General features: G+C 69.7%; 28 protein-coding genes and 3 pseudogenes. 24 read left to right on the top strand and 7 right to left on the bottom strand.

The genetic code is table 11. The features are described from left to right. From G567_RS34635 to G567_RS0124205, 12 genes are all read left to right on the top strand, one after another. Positions 1 to 336: transposase family protein (locus G567_RS34635; RefSeq protein WP_028931967.1), on the top strand; the 336-nt coding region annotated here is incomplete at its 5' end. A 220-nt stretch (positions 337 to 556) separates the two neighbouring features. After that, the gene (locus G567_RS36515) at positions 557 to 655 is read left to right on the top strand and encodes a hypothetical protein (protein ID WP_245585782.1); all 99 of its coding nucleotides are present in this window, start codon (positions 557 to 559) and stop codon (positions 653 to 655) included. Between the two features lie 507 nt (positions 656 to 1162). Next, positions 1163 to 1366 carry a cold-shock protein gene (locus G567_RS0124260; protein ID WP_028931966.1) on the top strand — a complete coding sequence of 68 codons (204 nt, stop codon included), beginning with the start codon at positions 1163 to 1165 and terminating at the stop codon, positions 1364 to 1366. Between the two features lie 504 nt (positions 1367 to 1870). After that, positions 1871 to 2416, top strand: a complete 546-nt coding sequence (locus G567_RS31205) for an RNA polymerase sigma factor (protein ID WP_037058021.1) — start codon at positions 1871 to 1873, stop codon at positions 2414 to 2416. A gap of 12 nt (positions 2417 to 2428) precedes the next feature. Continuing rightward, the gene (locus G567_RS32520; protein ID WP_051233514.1) at positions 2429 to 3013 is read left to right on the top strand and encodes an Asp23/Gls24 family envelope stress response protein; all 585 of its coding nucleotides are present in this window, start codon (positions 2429 to 2431) and stop codon (positions 3011 to 3013) included. A gap of 205 nt (positions 3014 to 3218) precedes the next feature. Next, a complete protein-coding gene (locus G567_RS0124245) occupies positions 3219 to 3743 on the top strand; it encodes an Asp23/Gls24 family envelope stress response protein (RefSeq protein ID WP_037058019.1) in 525 nt (174 codons plus the stop codon). Between the two features lie 10 nt (positions 3744 to 3753). Further along, positions 3754 to 4155, top strand: coding sequence for a hypothetical protein (locus G567_RS35770; protein ID WP_211224067.1), 402 nt, complete (start codon positions 3754 to 3756; stop codon positions 4153 to 4155). A 3-nt stretch (positions 4156 to 4158) separates the two neighbouring features. Beyond that, entirely contained in the window at positions 4159 to 4344 is a 186-nt protein-coding gene (locus G567_RS0124235) for a hypothetical protein (RefSeq protein WP_028931964.1), read from the top strand. Positions 4345 to 4372: 28 nt separating this feature from the next. Beyond that, positions 4373 to 4609, top strand: a complete 237-nt coding sequence (locus G567_RS35765; RefSeq protein ID WP_051233513.1) for an Asp23/Gls24 family envelope stress response protein — start codon at positions 4373 to 4375, stop codon at positions 4607 to 4609. 208 nt (positions 4610 to 4817) lie between these two features. Then, positions 4818 to 5264, top strand: a complete 447-nt coding sequence (locus G567_RS0124220) for a hypothetical protein (RefSeq protein ID WP_028931963.1) — start codon at positions 4818 to 4820, stop codon at positions 5262 to 5264. A gap of 425 nt (positions 5265 to 5689) precedes the next feature. Then, positions 5690 to 5908: a hypothetical protein gene (locus G567_RS0124210; RefSeq protein WP_028931962.1), complete on the top strand. Its 219-nt coding sequence runs from the start codon at positions 5690 to 5692 to the stop codon at positions 5906 to 5908. Between the two features lie 83 nt (positions 5909 to 5991). After that, a complete protein-coding gene (locus tag G567_RS0124205) occupies positions 5992 to 6444 on the top strand; it encodes a hypothetical protein (RefSeq protein ID WP_028931961.1) in 453 nt (150 codons plus the stop codon). A 1400-nt stretch (positions 6445 to 7844) separates the two neighbouring features. On the opposite strand, the gene G567_RS0124190 is transcribed toward G567_RS0124205, so the two are convergent. From G567_RS0124190 to G567_RS31175, 4 genes are all read right to left on the bottom strand, one after another. Beyond that, positions 7845 to 8843, bottom strand: a complete 999-nt coding sequence (locus G567_RS0124190; protein ID WP_037058017.1) for a Rieske 2Fe-2S domain-containing protein — start codon at positions 8841 to 8843, stop codon at positions 7845 to 7847. Then, positions 8840 to 9712 (bottom strand): cupin domain-containing protein, encoded by an 873-nt coding sequence (locus G567_RS31185; protein WP_147201285.1) that lies wholly within the window; start codon positions 9710 to 9712, stop codon positions 8840 to 8842. Before G567_RS31185 ends, G567_RS0124190 begins: the two co-directional genes overlap by 4 nt. A gap of 82 nt (positions 9713 to 9794) precedes the next feature. Next, positions 9795 to 10451, bottom strand: a complete 657-nt coding sequence (locus tag G567_RS31180) for a GntR family transcriptional regulator (RefSeq protein WP_051233511.1) — start codon at positions 10449 to 10451, stop codon at positions 9795 to 9797. A gap of 140 nt (positions 10452 to 10591) precedes the next feature. Further along, positions 10592 to 11008, bottom strand: coding sequence for a GlcG/HbpS family heme-binding protein (locus tag G567_RS31175; protein WP_051233510.1), 417 nt, complete (start codon positions 11006 to 11008; stop codon positions 10592 to 10594). Positions 11009 to 11316: 308 nt separating this feature from the next. On the opposite strand from G567_RS31175, the pseudogene G567_RS35000 reads away from it, so the two are divergent. Next, positions 11317 to 11681: pseudogene (locus G567_RS35000) on the top strand (FAD-binding oxidoreductase); the annotation flags it as partial. A gap of 61 nt (positions 11682 to 11742) precedes the next feature. On the opposite strand, the gene G567_RS36505 reads toward G567_RS35000, so the two are convergent. Continuing rightward, entirely contained in the window at positions 11743 to 12207 is a 465-nt protein-coding gene (locus G567_RS36505; protein WP_028931957.1) for a hypothetical protein, read from the bottom strand. A gap of 235 nt (positions 12208 to 12442) precedes the next feature. Here G567_RS36505 and G567_RS34620 point away from each other — a divergent pair, with 235 nt between their 5' ends. The 11 genes and pseudogenes from G567_RS34620 (at position 12443) to G567_RS33700 (ending at position 20019) form a co-directional block, all read left to right on the top strand. Next, positions 12443 to 12994, top strand: a complete 552-nt coding sequence (locus tag G567_RS34620) for a hypothetical protein (RefSeq protein ID WP_028931956.1) — start codon at positions 12443 to 12445, stop codon at positions 12992 to 12994. A gap of 124 nt (positions 12995 to 13118) precedes the next feature. After that, a complete protein-coding gene (locus G567_RS36500; RefSeq protein WP_222595685.1) occupies positions 13119 to 13259 on the top strand; it encodes a hypothetical protein in 141 nt (46 codons plus the stop codon). Between the two features lie 395 nt (positions 13260 to 13654). Beyond that, on the top strand, positions 13655 to 14065 hold the full coding sequence (locus G567_RS0124145) for a PPOX class F420-dependent oxidoreductase (protein ID WP_028931955.1): 411 nt from the start codon (positions 13655 to 13657) through the stop codon (positions 14063 to 14065). Positions 14066 to 14243: 178 nt separating this feature from the next. Continuing rightward, complete coding sequence (locus tag G567_RS0124140; RefSeq protein ID WP_028931954.1) at positions 14244 to 14522, top strand: hypothetical protein; 279 nt, start codon at positions 14244 to 14246, stop codon at positions 14520 to 14522. Between the two features lie 80 nt (positions 14523 to 14602). Further along, a complete protein-coding gene (locus G567_RS0124135; protein ID WP_161631753.1) occupies positions 14603 to 14881 on the top strand; it encodes a nuclear transport factor 2 family protein in 279 nt (92 codons plus the stop codon). An 87-nt stretch (positions 14882 to 14968) separates the two neighbouring features. Beyond that, positions 14969 to 15436: a helix-turn-helix transcriptional regulator gene (locus G567_RS0124130; RefSeq protein ID WP_028931952.1), complete on the top strand. Its 468-nt coding sequence runs from the start codon at positions 14969 to 14971 to the stop codon at positions 15434 to 15436. A 5-nt stretch (positions 15437 to 15441) separates the two neighbouring features. Continuing rightward, positions 15442 to 15852: a VOC family protein gene (locus G567_RS0124125; protein ID WP_028931951.1), complete on the top strand. Its 411-nt coding sequence runs from the start codon at positions 15442 to 15444 to the stop codon at positions 15850 to 15852. A 339-nt stretch (positions 15853 to 16191) separates the two neighbouring features. Then, complete coding sequence (locus G567_RS0124115; RefSeq protein WP_028931950.1) at positions 16192 to 18600, top strand: ATP-binding cassette domain-containing protein; 2409 nt, start codon at positions 16192 to 16194, stop codon at positions 18598 to 18600. Positions 18601 to 18639: 39 nt separating this feature from the next. Next, positions 18640 to 18924, top strand: a pseudogene (locus tag G567_RS37310) (hypothetical protein); the annotation flags it as partial. Between the two features lie 29 nt (positions 18925 to 18953). After that, positions 18954 to 19520, top strand: coding sequence for a replication initiator (locus G567_RS36950; protein ID WP_028931949.1), 567 nt, complete (start codon positions 18954 to 18956; stop codon positions 19518 to 19520). 64 nt (positions 19521 to 19584) lie between these two features. Next, positions 19585 to 20019, top strand: coding sequence for a site-specific integrase (locus G567_RS33700; RefSeq protein ID WP_245585780.1), 435 nt, complete (start codon positions 19585 to 19587; stop codon positions 20017 to 20019). 152 nt (positions 20020 to 20171) lie between these two features. On the opposite strand, the pseudogene G567_RS36945 reads toward G567_RS33700, so the two are convergent. Beyond that, a pseudogene (locus G567_RS36945) lies at positions 20172 to 20345 on the bottom strand (transposase); the annotation flags it as partial. Between the two features lie 212 nt (positions 20346 to 20557). Beyond that, the coding region (locus tag G567_RS33695; protein ID WP_161631752.1) for a transposase at positions 20558 to 20819 on the bottom strand (262 nt) is incomplete at its 5' end.

Below are 20819 nucleotides of genomic sequence, written 5' to 3'. Positions count from 1 at the left end.
TGGATCTCTGATCCGATCGTCGGAGGTCGACACGACTCGTACTGCCTGAAGGGTTCAGGCGTCCTACGGACGCTTGACCCAAGCAACTGGATAGGCGACAAGGGATACGTCGGCAACGGCATGGATACGCCCATCAAGAAACCGGAGTGCCGTGACCTTCTCGACTGGGAGAAGGATTTCAACACTCAAGTCAATAAGATTCGCTACCGCATCGAACAGGTCATCGCCAACCTCAAGAGCGGGCGCATCCTGCACACCGACTACCGCCGCCCGCTCGCAACGTTCGCGGAGACCATTTCAACCGTAGTTGCACTCCACTTCTATGCACTCGCGTGAATAACCCTCAATGAAACCCAACGCGGTCGCTTTCGGCCGAGCCCGGGGCACCGACATGATGTCGGAACGCACCTTGCACATCTGCTTCACACGCCACCGGGGCGTCGCCGCAGACACTCCGGTTTGAGACTGAAACCGGAGCGATGACGACCGGACACGTCGACGGGCATGGTGGCCACGGTCACGGAACCTCTCCACTGAATTACCGGCGCTTCTGGCGGTGTTGAACAATTGCCGCGGCCGCGTCGAACGGGTGAGTTACAACCTCTCGGCCTGGGTGCGGTGGCGCGGCGTATCGCGGTCGAGGCCCGGGTGGTAGCGACAGCATCGAGGAGTTGCGCGCATCCCGCAGCAGCACCTCGATCACTCCCGATCGCGTTGGCGGCCGAGAGCCCCTCGGAGTCAGCTTTGCAGCGGTGAGAGGTCGATGGCGGCCGAGTTCTGGCACACAGTTGATATGAGGCATCAACGGAGCGATCAAGTGTCCATGACGGCCAGGCTCCAGGCCCTTGACCCGCCCCGGGGGCGGACGCTCCGCCTTCGACGGAGTCGCAACCGCACACCGGACCAGACCGCCATCAGCGCCCACGCCAGCCCGAGTTCGTCGGGCCCGCCTCGTAGGCCACTGCCACCCTGAGCGCCGGGGAACTGATCGGGGCCCTCAGTCGTTGGACAAGGTAGGTCGTTCAGTTTCGGTGTTCGTGTGTTGCACGCTCGCGGGGACAAGCGGTGTCGAGGGCCAGCATCAACAGGAAGCCGGCCAGCGCCGCCAGGGCCGACCGGGCCCCGCACGGTGCGGGGCCCACCACCTGCGAGGAGCAGACACATGGCACAGGGAACTGTGAAGTGGTTCAACGGCGAGAAGGGCTTCGGCTTCATCTCGGTCGACGGGGGCGGCGCTGACGTCTTCGTCCACTACTCGGAGATCGACGCCGGCGGCTATCGCAGCCTCGACGAGGGACAGCGCGTGGAGTTCGAGGTCGGCCAGGGCGCCAAGGGCCCTCAGGCCACCGGCGTGCGCGTCGTCTGATCTACGATCCGGTCAGGAGCCCGCTCTCCCTTCGGGGAAGCGGGCTCCTGACCGGATCCGCCACATCCGCCTCGGCCGCATCGCGGCGCACCCTCCACCAGCCGAGGAGTGCCGCAACAACCTGACCACTGCCCCCGATCGCCGTGCCTCCGAGCGGGGGTCCCGCAACGGGGACCTCGGACGCATCACACCCTCGGCGGTGGGTATGTCCTGAACGTGGCGGTGACCGGCGGGTTCGATAAATCGGTGGTGTCTGACCCGCTCGCCCGCCACGGGCACGGCGACGTCCGCGGCCAGCCCGACGTGTCCCGGGGTGAGGGCCCCGAGCCCGGGCCCAGCTCCGACCAGCACGCCGCAGCCCAGTCGGCGGGTACACCAGCGCAGACTGCGCCGCAGAGCCGCGATATCCCGGACTCATCGGATGACCGGCTTCGGGGTGCCGGAGGGATCGGGCCGGGGCCGCAGGCCCGTGGGCCGCGGCCGGTCGGTGGACTGCCTGCCGCCGTGGGGGACGAGGTCGACCACGACGCGGATCGGTGGCTGGTCACCAAGGTCCGCGGCGGCGACGTGGAGGCCTATGAGGTGCTGATCCGGCGGCATCGAGACCGGATCTTCCGAATCGCGCTGCGCATGCTGGGCAATCCGCACGACGCCGAGGACGTCACGCAGGACGTGATCATCCAGCTCTGGACCGCGGTGGCCGGGTTCACCGGGAACGCCACGTTCACCACCTGGCTCTACCGCATCGTCGTCAACCGGTGTTTGAATCGCCGGCGCCACACCCACCGTATCCAGCCGCTCAGCGAAGCCGATCACCCGTCGGCAGCCGGCGCGGATGAGGCCGTGCTCGCTCGACAGCGGGCTCAGGCCACGCTGGCGGCGATGGCGACACTGCCGCCGGAGCTGCGCGTCGCGCTGGTGCTGTACCAGTTGGAAGGGCTGTCCTACCGGGAGGTTGCGACCATCCTCAAGGTCTCCGAGCCCGTGGTGCGGGGCCGATTGTCCCGGGCCCGGCGAAATCTGCTGAACCAACTGCGGGACTGGATATGAGCGGAACGGCAAATGAGCAGCGGTGAGCTGCGCGGCGCGCGGCTGGCCTGTGGCGCCGAGGCCGACGATCTGCTCGCCCAGGTGGCCGAGGGCCGGGCCGGTGAGCGCACCCCGCATCAGCGGCTCTGCCCGCACTGCCAGGCCACCCTCGCCGAGTACGACCGAGCGTGGGCCCCGGTCCGCGAGCTGGCCGCCCGGAAGGTCCACGCCCCGGGGGAGATCGTGGAGGCGGCGCTGCGCCACATTCGCGGCGCAGCGGAAAACCCCACGTACGGGTTGCTCACCAACGGCGACGGCATCACCCGGATCGCCGCTCGGGTCGTGGCCGTCACCGCCCGCGAGACCGCGGCCCGGGTATCCGGAGTGCGGGTCGCCCTGAGCCGCCTGCCCGCCGCCGATACCCGCAGCGACCAACAGGCCGACGCCGGGGTGGCCGGAGAGAGCACCGCGATCAAGCTGACGCTGGCTGCGGACTACGGCCAGGATCTGCACGCACTGGCCGAGCGGATCCGCAGCGAGGTCACCAACGAGGTCCGCACGCTGACCGGGCTCGACCCGGTCGTCGTCTCCGTCGTCATCGACGACGTCTTCTCCTGACCAGCCGCCTCCCAGCCCGCCAGGGCTCCATCCTCCTACTGTGGTGTATATCACACTCTAGATGCGCTCGATCATGTGCGGTCCGGGGGCACCGGGTGTCTCACAGGTAGTGGCATACCACCCACGACACCGAGGCCGCTCCGGGAAGATTCGCCAGCACCTTCCCGGCCACAACCTCCCGATAGCTGAAGGAGATCGATAGCTGATGACTACCCCGAACATCTCGGCCGCGAGCGACACCGCGGGTTCGAGCAGCCCGCAGACCTCGCGCAACGAGGCAACCGCATCGACCCGCGCGCCGGCCACGGCTGCGGGTCGCGCCAGCGATCTGGAAACCAGCCAGGGCAAGACCACGATCGCCGACACCGTGGTATCGAAGATCGCCGGGTTGGCCACGCGGCAGGTCACCGGAGTCGCCGGCTTCGGCGGCGGCGCGGCGCGCGCGATGGGCGCGGTCCGTGAGCGCATCCCGGGCGCGCGGGCCAGCAGCAGCCAGGGAGTGGCGGTCGAGGTCGGCGAACGCCAGGCCGCGATCGACCTCACCATCGTCGTGGAATACGGGGTGGCGATCGTCGACCTGGCCCGCGCGATCCGGCGCAACGTGATCGGCTCCATCGAGCAGATGACCGGCCTGGAGGTCGTCGAGGTCAACATCAGCGTGGTCGACATGCAGCTGCCCGGCGAGGACACCGGCGAGGAGCAGGTCCGGCAACCGGCCCGCGTCGAATAACTCTGTCTCCGTGACCGTCGATCTGGCCAACCTGGTCCCCCCGGCCGCCGCGCCGATCGGGCGCGAGATCGACCGGCGGGTGGACCCGATCGTGGCCGCGGTGCTGGCCTGTCCGCTGGTCGCCAGCTTGCACCGCGGCCGGGACGGCCAGGCTGTGACCTATCTGCCCGGGCGGCGGGTCACCGGCATCCGCATCACCGCCGACGAGGTGGCCATCCATGTCGTCGCCCGCTACCCCGCGGTCATGGATCAGGTCGCCGGCCAAGTCCGCCGTGCGGTCGCGCCCCTTGCGGCGGGGCTGCGGGTCGAGGTGGCCATCGAAGACCTCGCCGTTCCCGGTGAACCATCGCCGAACCCGCGACCCGAACTCCCCGGCATCACCGCCGGCACCACAAAGCCCAAGGAGCCCTGACCCATGAACGGTACCCTGATCGGCCTGCTCACGGGGTTGGCACTCGGTTTCGCCGGCGCGTTCGGCGGGCTGGTCGCCTTCCTCATCGTGCTCGTCCTCGGCGCTGTCGGCCTGCTCGTGGGCCGCTGGGCCGACGGCGCGCTGGACCTGTCGAGCCTGACCGGCTCCGGTCGGGACCGGCTCCGTTGATGCCCCCGCCGGCCACCGGCTGCTCGGGGTGCCCACCCGCCGCGAAGATCCCGACCTGGCACCGCAGGTTCGGGCTACGGCCCATGGCAGGGTCTGCTCGCTGCAGGCTCGGCTGTGGGTGTGTTATCCCGCCCCGGTCGCACGGGTCGCCGAACAGATCCGCGCACACCTGATCGACCGACTCGGCGAGCTGGCCGGCCTTCAGGTCCGCGAGGTCGACATCACGGTCACCGCGCTGCACCACCCACACCCCCTGGCCGGGTGATCGAATGATCCGACGCCCCCGCCGCAGCCTGCCCGCGACCCTGCTCGCCCTGGTGCTGCTCGCCGCCGCCGTGCTGGTCGCAGCGACGCCGCCGACACCCCTGGTGTGCCGAGCAGGTTGGTAGCCGGCTCGACGAGCGGCTCACCGACATCGCCCTAGCCCGCCGCCCCCGGCTGCGGATACGGGTCTCCCCGCACAGGAGCACCTGATGGCCGGCCCCAACCGCCCTGCCCGCCTCAACCGCGCTCTGCTGATCCTGTTCGGGCTGCTGTTCTTCGCCGCCGGTGTCTTCGTGCTGACCACCGGGCTCGCGGTGCTGCCTGCGATGCGCCCCGACGACCCTGGGATCCCCACCCAGCTCGCGCTGCCGGGCTGGGCATCGTGGGCCGCGGTCGTCGCCGACACCGCCGCCCCGCTTGCCGCCGAGATCGAAACCTATCCCCGGGGTGCACAAGGCAACCGCCCGGCTCTCCGGCAGCCGCACCCAGCCGGTGCTGCATCTCGTGGTCGCCACCCAGGACCTGGCCGACATCAGCGGATTACGCGACCGCATCGAGACCCAGGCACTACCCGGCTGCGCCACGCTCTCGACATCGACGCCCTCCCGGCCGACCTGCTGCTGCACCTCGACGAAGCCCGTCGCCGCCGCGTCTAACGATCATGCTCTCAACGTGCCTGTCGCGCCCGGAGGCCGCGAACGGACCGTCGATCGGTACCAGACGCTGCTCGACCAGGCCGGATTCCGCCTCACCTGACCAGGCCCACCGGAACCGACGTGTTCATCATGGAGGCGGCGTCAGTACCGCATGTTGCCCGTTGAGACACGCCGACCCAAGCCCCGTCGTCTCCGCGACCACCGGGAGGTCAGCATGTCGATGCTTCAGTTCGACGAGGACGCCGCGCGCAACATCCAGCGCGTCTACTCCACCCCGGACGTCGTGCAGCAGCGCGCCGAGGTGCTTGCGCTGCTCGCGCCCCGGCCGGGGGAACGCATTCTCGATGTGGGCTCGGGGCCCGGTTTCTGGTGGCGTCGTTGGCCGACGCCGTCGGGTCGAGCGGCTCCGCCGCGCCGGGTTCCGGGTGACCGGCCGGTCGCTGATTCCCCTGTTCAACCCGACCCATGACCAGGACGCCTACAGCGCGCTGATCATGGGCATGATCGGACGGCTCGTCACCGGTCGCCCGGGGATCACGTCCGTGGACGTCGACGCCTGGATGGCCGATTTGCGGGAGCGCGGAGCGGACGACGACTACCTGTTCAGCGTCAATCGGTACTGCTTCGTCGCCGCCGCGGAGTAGCGAGCCACCGGGGCTAACACCGAAGCTCCGCCTCGCGATCAAGTTGTCGTGAGGAAACGATCAGGGAGCCTGCCGTGAGACGGGTGCTGCTGGCTCCGGCGCTGCTGGCCGTTCTGGCCGTCGGTGGATGCGGCGGGAACGTCACCGGCCCCTTGTCCGCCGTCTCGGCCAAGGACGAGCGCGCCAAGGACGAGCGCCATGAGCGATGCGATGCCGCCACGAAGACAGTCGTCGATGGGCTCGCCGCGATCCTGAAGAGGATCGATACCGAACCACCTCGCAACGCGCGGGCCGCGCTGAGCGATGAGACCGGCTCGGCCATCCAGGGCCTCGTTCTCGATCTCGTCGACCGATGCGAGCAGCCGCTCCTCGAGCCCGCGCTCGTGAACGTCATCACCGGGGTGGCTGGCCACGACTCCGCAACCGCGTTGGGTCGGGTGTTCAGGTCCAAGACGCTCGACGGTCTGTGCCGCATGACGCGCGATGCCGGCTACCAGTTCACCGCGCAGGCCGGGGTCGTCTGCGGCGGGCGCTGACCCCGCCCGGCGGGCGCCGCGGTAGCGGCGAGGGTCCTCGGTCGTGACGACCGTGCGAGCCACGCCTTCGAACTCCAGCATCCGGGTCAGCTCCGGTACGGGCAGCAGCCCGCGCGGCCGCTGCCCGCCGGTCATCGCGATCGCGGTGTTGTAGAGCAGCTTGTAGGTCAACTCGCCCCGGACGCGACGGCCTGGCGCAGCGCCAGCTGCCCGGAGTGGAAGAACGTGCCGTCACCGACGTTCTGCACGAGCGGCGTCGCTGCGACGAACGGGGCCATCCCGCCCACTGCGCGCCCTCACCGCCCATCTGCGTCATGCCGGTGAACTCTCCGAACCGCTCGTCCATCCTGACGACCATCAGGTGGCAGCCGATGCCTCCGCCGACGAGCGTGCCGCCGGGCACCTGTGTCGAACGGTTGTGCGGGCAGCCGGAGCAGAAGTACGGCTGGCGGGCCGGCACCGGGGACAGACCCAGCGGGCGACCCAGCAGCGAGATCGACTCGCGTCGGCGCGGCAGCCGGTCCATCGCGCGGTCCCTGACGACCCCGGCCAGCCGACCGGTGTCCATGGTGTCCTCGCACCGTCCGCGCACCAGATCGACTACCGGCACGACCGGCTGGGCCGCGGGTTGCACGACGAGGCTCGCGGACCCCTCGGCGACATCGGTCACGATCTTCATCACGGCCCACAGTCCGGAGGCCCGGGACAGCTCCACCGCGTGGTGGGCCAGCTCGATCACCTCCGCGACCGATCCGGGCGCCAGCACCGGGAGAAGAAAGGTCGTGCAGGGCCAGTTCCGACGCACTCGGCAGGGTCGAGGACTTCGAGGACGGGTCGTCGCCGACGAGCACCACGACGCCGCTGTGCGGACCGGTCACGGCGACGTTGCCGTGCCGGATCGCGTCGGCGGCCCGGTCGAGGCCGGGCGCCTTGCCGTACCACCAGCCGGTGATGCCGGTGACGCACGCCTCGGGGCGGCCCTCCACGAGCTGCGAGCCGAGTACCGCGGTGACGACGAGTTCCTCGTTGACCCCCGGTTGGTGCACGACGCCCAGCTCGGCCAGCGTCGCGGCCTGCCGCTCGATCTCGGTGTCCAGACCGCCGAGGGAGCTGCCCGGGTAGCCGGACACGAACCCCGCGGTGTCCAGACCGGCGCGGGCATCGGTCCGCCGTCGCTCCAGAATCGCGCACCAGCGCCTGAAATGCCGGTGAGATGCACCCGCTCCCCGTAGCCGTGGTAGCGCGCGGCGAACGCTCCCGCGTCGGGGCGGGTTAGGGCGGATATTCAGTTGTTCCTTCGTGCGGGACCGGCCGGCGCTGTCGCTGCGAACGCTACGCAGCAGCTGTTCAGATTCATGATCGACAGCATTTTCGTAGTGTTCGCAGCAGATCCGGAGCCGTCAGTTGATGAGCCCGTCGCCGGGGTGGGCCCGCGGGAAGTCGCGGACGTAGCGGAAGAACTTACCCAGGGCGCGATCAGCCTCGATGAGCACGTCCTCCCGGAACCGGATCGTGTCCATGATCGGCGCGTCCTCGTCCTGCAACTGGGTGATCAGTGCCTCGCTCATGCCCAGGATCTGGTCGACCCGCTGCTCGTCGTCGGCGCTGCCGGAGCCCTTGAGGGTGGCGGCGACGTTGAAGCCCCGCGATCCGTTCCCGATCGGGGTGCCGCCGAACGCACCCAGCACCCGGCTGCCGTCATCCCGGGTCATCGTGAGCGTGATCGCATTGTTTCCGAAGCACCTCACATGCTGGCACAGCATGCCGAAGTTCGGCAGCTCCCCGTCGACCTGGTATTCGTACTGGAATCCATCGATGACGATATCGGCGGGATCGTACTCGATCTTCATGCCGTGTAGTTCCCGCAGGTGCTGGAAGTCCATCGAGTTGGTCAGCAACATATAGGGATCGACCCGCCACCGCCGCGTCTCGTGGGCCCGGAACACCAGGTCCTCGGCCGGATAGGTGGGGAAGGCCGGCGGGTCGTAGAGCGGCTCCGTTCCGTTGAACGCCCAGATCAGCCCCATGGATTCAGCGGCCGGGAAGGTGAACAGACGAGCCTGGGAGGGAATACGCTCGACCCCGGCCGGGATCTTCGTGCACATGCCGTCGGGGCCGTACTGCCAATGATGGAACGGACAGCGGACATCATTTCCGCACACATCGCCCACGGACAGGTCCGCTCCGAGGTGCCGGCAATAGGCGCTGTGCACCCTGGCCTGCCCGTCCTCGCCGCGGTAGACGACGACACGTCCGTCGAGGAAGTCCTTGCCGGACAGCCCGCCCTTCTCGATCTCGCTGCTGAGCGCGACGGGATACCAGCACTGGGAGAACCCACCCTCTCCTTCCCGGGGGATGCCCTTCTTGCCGACCGCTCGCGACTGCTCGGTGATCGTCATGATTCCTCCGTCCGTCCGGTGGCGACATCGGCACTGACAAAGACGGGCAGCCCGATGGTGAACAACTCGGTATCCGCCGTCGCAAGATAGGTGACACTCTCCCCCGCATCGATCCGAATCGCGGTGTAGGAGCCATATGTGGTCTCCACGCAGCGCACGGAACCATTGACCACGAAATGCAGCAGCGCCCCCGGGCGCTCCGGCACCCGATGGGTGGCCCCGGCTTCGATTCGCGTGAGCCCGACGGTCGTGCGCCCTTCGCCGAATGTCGCGATATGCTTGTGTGCGACGCCCGGCTCGGATTCCGCGGGCACCCAGGAGAAACTGTCCGGCCACATGCTGATCGGCTGGTCGTAACGAGGCTTCGGATAATCGACGGGCTTGCCGTTCACATGTTCCCAGATGGCCTCGTAGCCGTCCTGGTTGCGGTGGCGGCCCTCGTCGTCCACCCAGCGGAAGATGCCGTTCTCGAACCGTCCGCGTTCGGACAGGGCCTTGTTGCCCGCCGCGAGCTGGTCGTAGCTCATGAATCCGCTGCCCGCCGACCCGCCCATCTGCACGCCGAGAACGACCCCGCCCTGCCCGACCTGCGGCCCGTAGTAGGTGCCCTCGGGGAGGTAGGTCACCGTTCCGGCGGGCATCGTGGCGTCGCGCGTGTACTGGTGCGCGCCCTCCAGCACATAGTGGATCTGGTCGAAGTTGTGGTGGTGCCGGGGCGTCCGGTAGCGCTCATCGATCTGGACCAGCGAGAGCTCGAAGTTGTCGGGCGCGCCCTCCTCACCCTTGAGCAGGCGTTGGAAGGAGATGCCCTCACCCCGGTGGGTGGCGAAGGACCCGCCTTCGACGTCATGGACCATGACGGTTCTCATACTTCATCCTACATGTTTGTAGGACGATAACGCCGCATGGTGAATCCCACAAGGACGTCGCAGAAGGGTCGGCGGCCGGGCGTCAGTGCGCTGCGCGGCGGCCGCCCAATGGCCCGCGCGCCTGCCAGACCTCGAGTCGCAGCACCGATTCGGCGGAGCTGCGGACATGCTCGCGCATGGCCCGCTCGGCCCCATCCGGGTCCGAAGCGAGGATCGCGGCGGCGACGCCGTCGTGCTCGTCGATCGAATCCGTCTTGGCCGCGGCGTCCGCGAGCCGCCGGTAGAGCAGCCGGAAGGCCTGCACGTGGAGCTGTCCGAGGAGCCTGGCCAGCATCTTGTTGCCGCTGATCTCCACGATCACCTGGTGGAAGCGCTCGTTGACGTCCATATAGCGCCCGACATCCGAGCCCTCCCGATGCCCGCGGACCTCGGCGAGGACACCCTCCAGCCGCGTCCGGTGGTCCACGGTGTCGATCCGCTCCGCGGCGAGCCGGGCGGCCTTCCCCTCCAACGCCTCCCGCACCTGGAACAGCTCGATGATGTCCTCGCGGCTCATCCGCCGCACCAGCGCACCGCGGTAGGGCTCGATGACCACGAGGCCGTCGGCGGCGAGCCGCCCGAAGGCCTCCCGAAGCGGTCCACGACTGATCCCGAACTCCCTGGTGAGATCGGCCTCGACCAGCCGCTGTCCCGGGGCGTACAGCCCGTCCCTGATGCCCTCCGTGATGGCCTGCACCACACCATCCACAGTAGTCGCTCTGCTGGCACCCGAAGTGGTCGTCATCAGTTTCGCCTTACGAGGAGGTCGGACGATTCATCGTAGCTGTGCACGGTGCGGACCGCCCCGGCTTCCGGTGGAGTCGGGGCGGTCCGTGATGATCAGGACGAGGCGGCGGCGGCGAGCGCCTTCTCACCGATCTGCTGGTCCTGCGTGTAGTGGCCGCCGGCGATACCGATCCCACCAACCGTGGCGTCGCCGGCGCGCACCGGGAACCCACCGGGCACGACGAGCACCTGCTCCACGCCGTCGACCGCGGCGGCGAGGACCGGATCCTCGCTCGCCATCGCGCGCACCGCATGGGTCGGGGCACCCAGGGTGGCCGCCGCCACCGCCTTGCGGGTCGCCACCTCCCAGTTCACCCAGCCGACGCCGTCCGCGCGGGCGCCGCTGACCACCCGTCCGCCGGAGTCGACGACGACCACCGCCACACCGGTGGTCTCCGCGGCGGCGATCTCGAGCGTGGATCTGACGAGCTGCAAGGCCAGGTCGACGGTCAGTGCTGACGACTGGTTCATGAGTCCCTCTTTCTCGGTCGGCTGGGCGTTGACAGAAGCAAACCGGTTACACATTATCGTCCTACAATTACGTCTGATGGGTGGCCTGGAGGTCCGGTACTGTCTTCGACACATGTCTTCGACGCGGCGCGCACGGCAGCGGGGGTCTCGCGCCGGTACACGCCCGGTGGTGCGTCGTGAGTCGCGCCGTCTCCGTTCCGGCGCAGGGAACCGGCGTCGAGGACGCGTTGGCGCGCACGATCGGCGCCGAGCACGTCAGCACCGGCAACACGGCGCGACGCTTCGCCGCAGCCGACTTCTCCGATCGCATGCTGGCCGTGCCTGCCGCGGTGGTGCGCCCGGGCTCCACCGAGTACGTCGCGGTGGTGCTGCGGATCTGCCGCGACCACGGCCTTTCGGCGACGGTGCGCGGCGGCGGGATGTCCTACACCCTCGCCCACCTGCCGTCCACACCGGACAGTGTCGTCATCGACGTGGCACGGCTCGATCGGATCGTCGAGGTGAACCGGCCGACCGCTATGTGGTCGTCGAACCCGGAGTCACGTGGGCGCAGCTGACCGCGGCACTCGCCGGAACCGGTATGTGGGTGGCCCACCTCGGCACGCTCTCCGGGCTGCACGCCACCGTCGGCGGTGGCCTTTCGCAGCAGGTCGGTGACGTCGGGCAGGGATTCCGCACCGACTACGTGCTGGGCCTGGAGGTCGTGCTCGGCGACGGTCGGGTGGTTCGCACGCTCATGCTCGGCCCACGGGACCGGAGCAACGTGCCGAGCAACACGTGCCGAGCAACGCGCTGTTCCCGTTGTCCGTGGCGCCGGTCGCGCTGCGCACCCTGCAGGATTCTGGGCCGAGAACGCCGACGTCATCGCCGAGCACGACCTCCGGATCGGGCACAACTTCCTGGTCCTGCGGCACGCCTACGGCATCGAACCCCTGATCTACTGGCCCGATCGGCCCGCCGACTACCGGCTGGCCCATACCCGCGAGGCCGACCGCGAGCGGCTCACCGCGCTGGCCCCCAACCCCGAGGCCCGGGCCGCCGCGATGGACCTGCGGGGCCGGATGATCGAGCGGATGCGGGACATCGGCTCCGCCCATATCCAGCTCGGCAAGCTCTACCCCTACCGCGCGGCGCTCGACGGCACCACGACCTGGGAGCTGCTCGAACAGCTCAAGCGGCTTGTCGATCCGGACCGACACTCAATCCCTCGGCGCTGGGGCTCGGTTCATGACGATTGGAACGGTCCCCGGCCGCCGCCGAACGTCCTACGGCCGGACCTCGTAGACCAGGTCGAGCATTCCCTCGCTGCGGCCGCGCTCACGAGACGGCCACGCGAGAACCTCGGGATCGCGGCCCTCGCGACGGCCTACGCAGGCGATCCCGACCAGGCGCGGCCGCGAACGACCGGGGCTCGCCGGCGCCGTCTCGCCCACCATGCTCTCGTGGGGCGCCTACGTCGCCGGGGAGATCGAGAGCTCCGCCGGGCGCCGGGAGCCGGCCGAGCGGCATTATCTCTGGGCGATCGACCTGGCCCGCACCTCGGGCGCGACCTTCCTCATCGGCGTCGCGACGGTGGGCCTACTGAGGGTGCGTGCCGGCGCCGGTCGTGTCCACGACGCGCTGCGCGGCTACCGCGACATGATCGACTACTTCGCCCGCACCGGCAACTGGACCCACCTGTGGGTCACCCTGCGCAACCTTGCCGACCTGCTGCGCCGGCTCGGCGACAACGAACCGGCGGCGCGGCTCGTCGCCGCGGCCGACCGGGCCCCGGACGCCCCCGCCGACGGTCTTCGCGGCGCCGCACCGTCCCCACCGGTCGTCCCGGGCCCGCCGGCACCCAGCCGGGCCACCGTCCTCGAGGTGGCCCGGCTGGGCCATCGAGCGGAACCTGAAGCGATCAGGACCGCCCTGACGCCGGTGCTGCGGCGAACGACTTGTCACCGACCCAAGCGGTGTAGCACTCGACGCCCATGGCGGCGATGAGCCCGGCCGTCTGGGTCGCCTGTGCCGTCAGCGCGCGGACCTTGCGGGCCGCCGTGTCCGGGTCCAGCACCAGATCGACCGCGAACCGGCCGCCAGGAGGGGGACCGGGTAGCCGGGGAGGTCCATGCCCAGGCTGTCGTCGAGCTCGTTCCACCGCGGCACCCGCCATTCGGCGACCGCGGCATACAGCAGCCGCGCCCCGGACGGCGCCGCGCGGTCGAAGGCCGCGGTGGTCCACGCCGAGACCGCACGGTGGTCGGGATGACCAGTGGTGCTCCATGACCCCGAGGACCTTCAGGCAGCGCGCCAGCTCGCCGGTGCGCTCGGCGGCCACGCACACCACCCGCGATCCGGCGTCGCGGGCCAGCGCCATCAGGCCGCCGGACAGATACGCCTCGTCGTCCGGGTGGGCCCATACCCCGAGGAGGGTGCCCAGCTCGGCGACGCCTGCGTGGGTCGCCCTGTCCCTCACCGCTGTGCTGACTGCGTCGTGCATCTCGTCCTCCGGGCTCGTCGGGCCCGGATCCTCCGAGCGCGCGCTCGCAGCGCGCTCTCGCCGCGCTGACGCGGCCATTGCGAAGCGCCGTGACACGGGTGGTGCGCGTACCCCCAGATCGTCGGTGGTCGCCGCGTGGTCCTCCGGGCGGCTACGGTCGATGGATGGACCTCGACGAGGCACGTGCGGTGATCCGCGAGCAGCACCGGGCGGTGCTCGCCACGCTCCGCGACGACGGCACCCCGCAGATGTCCCCGGTCCTGGTCGCCGTGGCCGAGGACGGGCGCGTGCTGGTGAGCACCCGGGAGACCGCGATCAAGGTGCGCAATCTGCGGCGGGACCACCGGATGTGGCTGTGTGTGCTGCCCGACGGGTTCTTCGGACGCTGGGTCCAGGTGGAGGGCCGCGCCGAGATCGTCTTGCTGCCGGACGCGATGGACGGCCTGGTGGACTACTACCGGCGCATCAGCGGCGAACACGAGGACTGGGACGACTACCGCGCCGCGATGCAGCAGGAGCGGCGGGTACTGCTGCGGGTCACTCTGGACCGCGCCGGCCCCGACCGCGCCGGCTGAGGCGAGGCGTCGGGCATCCCGCGTACCGAAGGCCACGGCGCTCATCCAACGGCGGACGCACGGACCGAGTGGCCGAAAGTGTCGGTGCCCGGGGGTGTACTGGGCAGTGGAGAACCCGGACAGGTCCGGGACCCACCCGGGCCGGCGGTCTCCGCCGACACAGGGAGCCCCAGCCGCCATGAACACCCTCAGCACCGTGCGCAGCCGCACCACCGCGCCGCCTGCCGAAGCCGCACCCCTGCCGAGCCGCGTTCGCGCCCGCGGGGATCCCGACGGTTGGAGCGCCCGGCGACGCGAGGTGATCGACGGCGCCGCGGGCGTCTGCGCACTGTGCGGACGACCCGGCGCCGACACCGCGTTTCGCGACTGGAACGCCACCGAGCTCCGCGCCGCTCACACCCGGTGCGTGGTCGGGCTCGGGCCACCGCCCGCCGGCCCCGGTCACGATGCCGCGTGACCGTCCGCCAGGCGGTGCGCAGGATCGGCCGCGTTGTGCGTGTCGCGATGCGATCCTTGGTCGCGAGCAGGCAGGACGGTGTGAGACTTCACCCGCTACTGGAGACGGTGTTCAACGAGGGCGGCTACCGCGCCGTGGCCGCGTACTACACGGAGGACACGCGGCTGATCGCAACCCAGACGGAGACAGTCGAGGGCCGTCCGGCGATCGAGCGGTTCTGGCAGGCGGCCAGCGAAGGGACGAACGCGGCCGGGGTTCGGCGCACGGTCCAGGTGGAGGACGCGGGCAGCGACGGCGAACTGGGCTACCTGCGGGGTACGGTCGTGCTCGCCACCGGAGAGCGGGCGACCGGCTGGTAGCGCAACGTGTTCGAGTAGGACGAGTAAGGAGCGTTCACCTTGGGGGAGTACCCGAGGGCTTCGGCAATGACTGCCGCGGACGCATGCGTGGCTAGTTCGTACAGCCTCCCGAGCAGACCCGCCGCAGCGCAGCACCTGCGCGACCTCGCGCGGCTGCGCCGCGTCCGCGACCGGATCGACCGGGAGTACGCGCAGCCGCTGGATGTCGAGGCGCTCGCCCGCGGCGCGCACATGTCGGCCGGGCACCTCAGCCGCCAGTTCCGGCTCGCCTACGGCGAGTCGCCGTACGGCTACCTCATGACGCGGCGCATCGAGCGCGCGATGGCGCTGCTGCGTCGTGGCGACCTCAGCGTCACCGAGGTCTGTTTCGCGGTCGGCTGCTCGTCGCTGGGCACCTTCAGCAGTCGCTTCACCGAGCTGGTCGGGGTGCCGCCCAGCGTCTATCGGCGCCAGGCGGCGCGAGCGACGGCGGGGATGCCGCCGTGCGTCGCGAAGCAGGTGACCAGACCGATCAGGAATCGAGAAGCGCCGGCCCCCGAGCCGCACCTAGCGTGACTGTCATGGACATCACCATTCACTCGAGCTTCCTTCCGCACAACGACCCGGACGCCTCCCTGGCCTTCTACGGCGACACCCTCGGCTTCGAGGTCCGCAACGACGTCGGATACGAGGGGATGCGCTGGATCACGGTCGGCCCTGCCGACCAGCCCGACACGTCCATCGTCCTGCACCCGCCGGCCGCCAACCCCGGCATCACCGACGACGAGCGCCGCACCATCCTCGAGCTGATGGCCAAGGGCAGCTACTTCGGCGTCAACCTGGCCACCACCGACCTCGACGGCACCTTCGCGAAGCTGGAGGCCAGCGGCGCCGAGGTCGTCCAGGAGCCGACCGAGCAGCCGTACGGCGTCCGCGACTGCGCCTTCCGCGACCCCGCAGGCAACATGATCCGCATCCAGGAGCTGCGCTGAGCCGTCCGGCGATCGCAGCCATGACCTGCACAGACGGCACCGTGGAGGAGCCCGGGCACGACGTCGGTGGCGGCCGCCTGGTGGCCACCGTCACCGACCCCGATCGCAACGCCCCCGGGCTGCTTCACGACCGATGAGTGCCGACCCCGCTCCCGCGCTCAGCGTCGTCGCGACATCGATCATCGGCTCACCCACGACAAAGATGTCTGGGTGGCCAGTGCCTCGGCGGACGGTGCGCCGTATCTGGTGCTGCTGTCCTTCGACTGGGCGGCGAGGCGCTGCTGGTGGCCACGCCGACGGAGACCGCGAAGGCGGCCCCGCCTAACAGAGGGAGACACGATGAGCATGGCCACGAGGACGCACGCGCAGTCGCCTGCGCTGCACGTTGCCGACAGCCACGATCTGATCCGCGTGCACGGCGCGCGCGTGAACAACCTCTCCGACGTCAGCGTCGAGCTCCCGAAGCGCCGGCTGACGGTGTTCACCGGCGTCTCCGGCTCGGGCAAGAGCTCGCTGGTGTTCGGCACGATCGCCGCGGAGTCGCAGCGGCTGATCAACGAGACCTACAGCGCCTTCGTGCAGGGCTTCATGCCGACGCTGGCGCGGCCCGAGGTCGACGTGCTCGACGGGCTGACGACGGCGATCATCGTCGACCAGGAGCGGCTGGGCGCCAACCCCCGGTCCACGGTCGGTACCGTGACCGACACCAACGCGATGCTGCGCATCCTCTTCAGCCGACTCGGGCAGCCGCACATCGGCTCGCCCCAGGCGTTTTCCTTCAACGTCGCTTCAATCAGCGGAGCGGGTGCGGTCACGCTCGAGCGCGGCGGGAAGACCGTGAAGGAGCGGCGCAGCTTCAGCATCACCGGCGGCATGTGTCCGCGCTGCGAAGGCCGGGGCACAGTCTCCGACATCGACCTCACCCAGCTCTACGACGACTCCAAGTCGCTCGCCGAGGGAGCGTTCACCATCCCCGGCTGGAAGTCGGACAGCTTCTGGACCGTGCGGGTCTACGCCGAGTCGGGCTTCGTCGACCCGAACAAGCCGATCCGCAAGTACACCGAGAAGGAGCTCAACGACTTCCTCTACAAGGAGCCGGTCAAGGTGAAGGTCGACGGCGTCAACCTCACCTACGAGGGGCTGATCCCGAAGATCCAGAAGTCCTTCTTGTCCAAGGACAAGGAGGGGATGCAGCCGCACATCCGGGCGTTCGTGGACCGGGCGGTCACCTTCACCGCCTGTCCCGAGTGCGGCGGCACTCGGCTCAGCGAGGCGGCTCGATCGTCAAAGATCAAGGGGATCAGCATCGCCGACGTCTGCACGATGCAGATCAGCGACCTGGCCGAGTGGGTGCGAGGTCTGGACGAGCCGTCGGTCGCGCCGTTGCTCGCGGCGCTGCTGCAGATCCTCGACTCGTTCGTGGAGGTCGGGCTGGGCTACCTCTCGCTCGACCGGTCGTCGGGCACGCTGTCGGGCGGCGAGGCGCAGCGCACCAAGATGATCCGCCACCTCGGCTCCTCGCTCACCGACGTCACCTACGTCTTCGACGAGCCCACCACGGGCCTGCACCCCCATGACATCCAGCGGATGAACGACTTGCTGCTGCGGTTGCGGGACAAGGGCAACACGGTGCTCGTCGTGGAGCACGAGCCGGAGACGATCGCGATCGCCGACCACGTCGTCGACCTCGGCCCCGGCGCCGGTACGGCGGGCGGCGCCGTCTGCTTCGAGGGCACCGTCGAGGGGCTGCGAGCCAGCGGCACCATCACCGGCCGCCATCTCGACGACCGGGCCGCTCTCAAGGAGACGGTGCGGACGCCCACCGGCACGCTGGAGATCCGCGGCGCCACCACGCACAACCTGCGCGACGTCGACGTCGACATCCCCCTCGGGGTGCTCTGCGTGGTCACCGGCGTGGCCGGCTCCGGCAAGAGCTCGCTCGTGCACGGGTCGCTGCCACATCTCTCTGGGCCGGCCGGCGCGGGTGTGGTGTCGATCGACCAGGGCGCGATCCGCGGCTCGCGACGGAGCAACCCGGCGACGTACACCGGGCTGCTCGACCCGATCCGCAAGGCGTTCGCGAAGGCCAACGGCGTGAAGCCGGCGCTGTTCAGCGCCAACTCCGAGGGCGCCTGCCCCAACTGCAACGGCGCCGGCGTCATCTACACCGACCTGGCGATGATGGCCGGCGTCGCCACCACCTGCGAGGAGTGCGAGGGGAAGCGGTTCCAGGCATCGGTGCTGGACCACCACCTCGGCGGCCGCGACATCAGCGAGGTGCTCGCGATGTCGGTGACCGAGGCCGAGGAGTTCTTCGGCGCCGGCGAGGCGCGCACGCCGGCCGCGCACGCCATCCTCGACCGGCTCGCCGACGTCGGGCTCGGCTACCTCAGCCTCGGCCAGCCGCTCACGACGCTGTCCGGCGGCGAGCGGCAGCGGCTCAAGCTGGCCACCCGCATGGCCGAGAAGGGCGGCGTCTACGTCCTCGACGAGCCGACCACCGGCCTCCACCTCGCCGACGTCGAGCAACTGCTCGGCCTGCTCGACCGGCTCGTCGACTCCGGCAAGTCGGTCATCGTCATCGAGCACCACCAGGCGGTCATGGCGCACGCCGACTGGATCGTCGACCTCGGCCCCGGCGCCGGCCACGACGGCGGCCGGATCGTCTTCGAGGGCACACCCGCCGACCTCGTCGCCGCCCGCTCCACCCTCACCGGCGAGCACCTCGCGGCCTACGTCGGCGCCTGACCGGGGCCCTCGCGGACACCGTGCGATGAGTTCTCTCATCTGTTTCGACTCGTCCCATTCACGGTCCGATACCTCACGCTGTGGAATCGGGAGGCTGACCAGGTCTGGTGGCCGGCGCATGACGTCATCCGCTACAGCGGCGACAAGCGACACACCGGCTACCTCACCAAGTACCTGACCAAGGACGTCGCGAAAGCCGCCGGACTCGACGAGGGCACATCGGACGTGGTGCGCGAGCATCACCGGCGCCTCGTCGCTGAACTCGCGGTGACACCGTGCTCGCCGCGCTGCCGGGGTGTGGCTGCTCTACGGCGTGCAGCCCAGGGCGGCCTGCTGTCCACGGAACCGGGCCGGTGCAAGAGCAAGGCCACCGCCCGGAACACCTCGGCATCGCCGGGCGCCGCGTGCTCGTCTCCCGCAAGTGGTCGAACAAGTCCCTCGACGACCACAAGGCCGAGCGGGCCGTATTCGTTCGGCAACTGCTCGAACGCACCGGCGTCCGCCCCGCCTTCGCCGTCGACGACGGCCCGTTCATCCGGGAACCCACCCGGCCCGGCGACCCCGACCGGCCACCGCCCCTGACGCTCCTCCTGCAAGCGATCTCTCAGCGCAGCGATGGCGCGCCGACTACGACGCCGCGCTCGTCCTCGCAGGCGACAGCGACCCACCCGACGACAACCGTTCGGCAACTCGCGATCACGACGCGGTACCGGAGAGGGGGCGACGAACCGATGAAGGTCAGCGACCGCCTGTGGAGCGTCGAGGACGTCTCGAAAGTTCCTCGGCGTCCCGGTCCAGACGCTCTACCAGTGGCGAAGAAGGGCTACGGGCCCAACGGCAAGCGCGTCGGGCGCTACCTCCGGTACGAGGAGGAGACCGTTCGGCAGCGGTGGGCGCAGCTCGACGAGGACGCGACCTGATGGCCCGGCCACCGCTACCGATCGGCACCCCACGGGAAGATCCGCTTCTATCCTGGACGAGGCCGTGGTTCGGTGGGATCTGCCGGACCTGTGCCGGTTCATGCTCGCGACCGGCGTTCGGATCGGTGAGGCGCTGGCGGTCCGGTGGGCGGACGTCAACTTCGACAGCGGATCCGTGGCGATCGATCACACGATCGTCCGGTTCAAGGACGACGGTCTCCGACGGAAGGCGACCAAGACGGCGACCGGGGAGCGGACGCTCATCCTCCGTCGTCCACGCTGGCGATGCTGCGGCGGCGGAAGGCAGAAGCCGCGCCGGATGCTCCGGCAGGCTCGCGGCTCGGACGGCTTCGCCTGGGTGGCCTCCCACGCGTTCCGCAAGACCGCTGCAACGATCCTCGACGAGGCAGGGCTGTCGGCGCGCGTCATCGCGAACCAGCTCGGGCACGCGCGCCCGCGTCTCACGCAGGACGTGTACATGACGCGCAACACAGGTTGAAAGGCTGAGGTTCGGCTACGGGGTTGGAGGGCCAGGCCTGTCGCGGCGATGAAACCGTCGAGCAGGCCGGGCCGGTACTGCATCCGTTTCAGGCGGGTCCCGACCAGGGCGGCGAGCTGGTCGGTGGTGCACGCCGCCAGGTTGCCCAGGCCGCGTTTGCGATGCGACCAGACCCCCTCGGCCGGGTTGAGCTCCGGAGCGTAGGGCGGGAGCCGGAACACCGTCAGCCACGGCCGGTGGCCAGCAGCGCGCGCATCGCGGCGTCGACGTGCGGGGTGGCGTTGTCCCACATCAGCACCAGCGGTCCGCGGAGCTGATGTGGGCATCGAGCAGGGCGGCGAGGTCGGTCTCCCGAAATCCCCTCGGCTCGCCGGTGCGCCCGTGGCCGACGAGCATACGGTAGATCAGCCGGATGCGCCTCGACGGCCGGACGGCGATCAACTGGGGTGTACCGGACGTGGAACAACTCGACGATCAGCGCCGCGAGAGCCTGTCACGATTCCCGTGTAAGCTACGGGTGACTGACGTTGTTATTCTCTCACAGTGGGAGTCGTCCAGGGAAGAGGACGACCAGTGTATTTAGAGCCGTTTTCCAGCCCCAGGTACCGGTTCCGGATTCACCTCCCCTCTTGCTGGAGATGTTCCGCAGGCCCAGGTAAATGAGCTTCATCGCGGCCTCGTCGGACGGGAAGTGTCCGCGAGTCTTGGTGATTTTCCGTAGTTGGAAGTTGATGGACTCGATGGCGTTGGTGGTGTAGACGACGCGACGCAGTTCCGGCGGGTAGTCCAGGAACGGAATG

It is taken from the genome of Pseudonocardia asaccharolytica DSM 44247 = NBRC 16224 (genome assembly GCF_000423625.1).
GTDB lineage: Bacteria > Actinomycetota > Actinomycetes > Mycobacteriales > Pseudonocardiaceae > Pseudonocardia > Pseudonocardia asaccharolytica.
This window is presented reverse-complemented; position numbering and strand designations above follow the sequence as displayed.

Excerpts from the sequence above, each read along its gene's own strand:
- G567_RS0124190 (WP_037058017.1), bottom strand. The coding sequence starts at position 8,843 with ATGACGATCACCGAGCAGTCGCGAGCGGTCGGCAAGAAGGGCATCCCC.
- G567_RS0124260 (WP_028931966.1), top strand. The coding sequence starts at position 1,163 with ATGGCACAGGGAACTGTGAAGTGGTTCAACGGCGAGAAGGGCTTCGGC.
- G567_RS31175 (WP_051233510.1), bottom strand. The coding sequence starts at position 11,008 with ATGAACCAGTCGTCAGCACTGACCGTCGACCTGGCCTTGCAGCTCGTC.
- G567_RS0124220 (WP_028931963.1), top strand. The coding sequence starts at position 4,818 with ATGGCCGGCCCCAACCGCCCTGCCCGCCTCAACCGCGCTCTGCTGATC.
- G567_RS0124245 (WP_037058019.1), top strand. The coding sequence starts at position 3,219 with ATGACTACCCCGAACATCTCGGCCGCGAGCGACACCGCGGGTTCGAGC.
- G567_RS0124235 (WP_028931964.1), top strand. The coding sequence starts at position 4,159 with ATGAACGGTACCCTGATCGGCCTGCTCACGGGGTTGGCACTCGGTTTC.
- G567_RS32520 (WP_051233514.1), top strand. The coding sequence starts at position 2,429 with ATGAGCAGCGGTGAGCTGCGCGGCGCGCGGCTGGCCTGTGGCGCCGAG.
- G567_RS0124140 (WP_028931954.1), top strand. The coding sequence starts at position 14,244 with ATGAACACCCTCAGCACCGTGCGCAGCCGCACCACCGCGCCGCCTGCC.
- G567_RS36500 (WP_222595685.1), top strand. The coding sequence starts at position 13,119 with ATGCCCAGGCTGTCGTCGAGCTCGTTCCACCGCGGCACCCGCCATTCG.
- G567_RS0124115 (WP_028931950.1), top strand. The coding sequence starts at position 16,192 with ATGAGCATGGCCACGAGGACGCACGCGCAGTCGCCTGCGCTGCACGTT.
- G567_RS31185 (WP_147201285.1), bottom strand. The coding sequence starts at position 9,712 with ATGAGAACCGTCATGGTCCATGACGTCGAAGGCGGGTCCTTCGCCACC.
- G567_RS34620 (WP_028931956.1), top strand. The coding sequence starts at position 12,443 with ATGCTCTCGTGGGGCGCCTACGTCGCCGGGGAGATCGAGAGCTCCGCC.
- G567_RS0124125 (WP_028931951.1), top strand. The coding sequence starts at position 15,442 with ATGGACATCACCATTCACTCGAGCTTCCTTCCGCACAACGACCCGGAC.
- G567_RS0124145 (WP_028931955.1), top strand. The coding sequence starts at position 13,655 with ATGGACCTCGACGAGGCACGTGCGGTGATCCGCGAGCAGCACCGGGCG.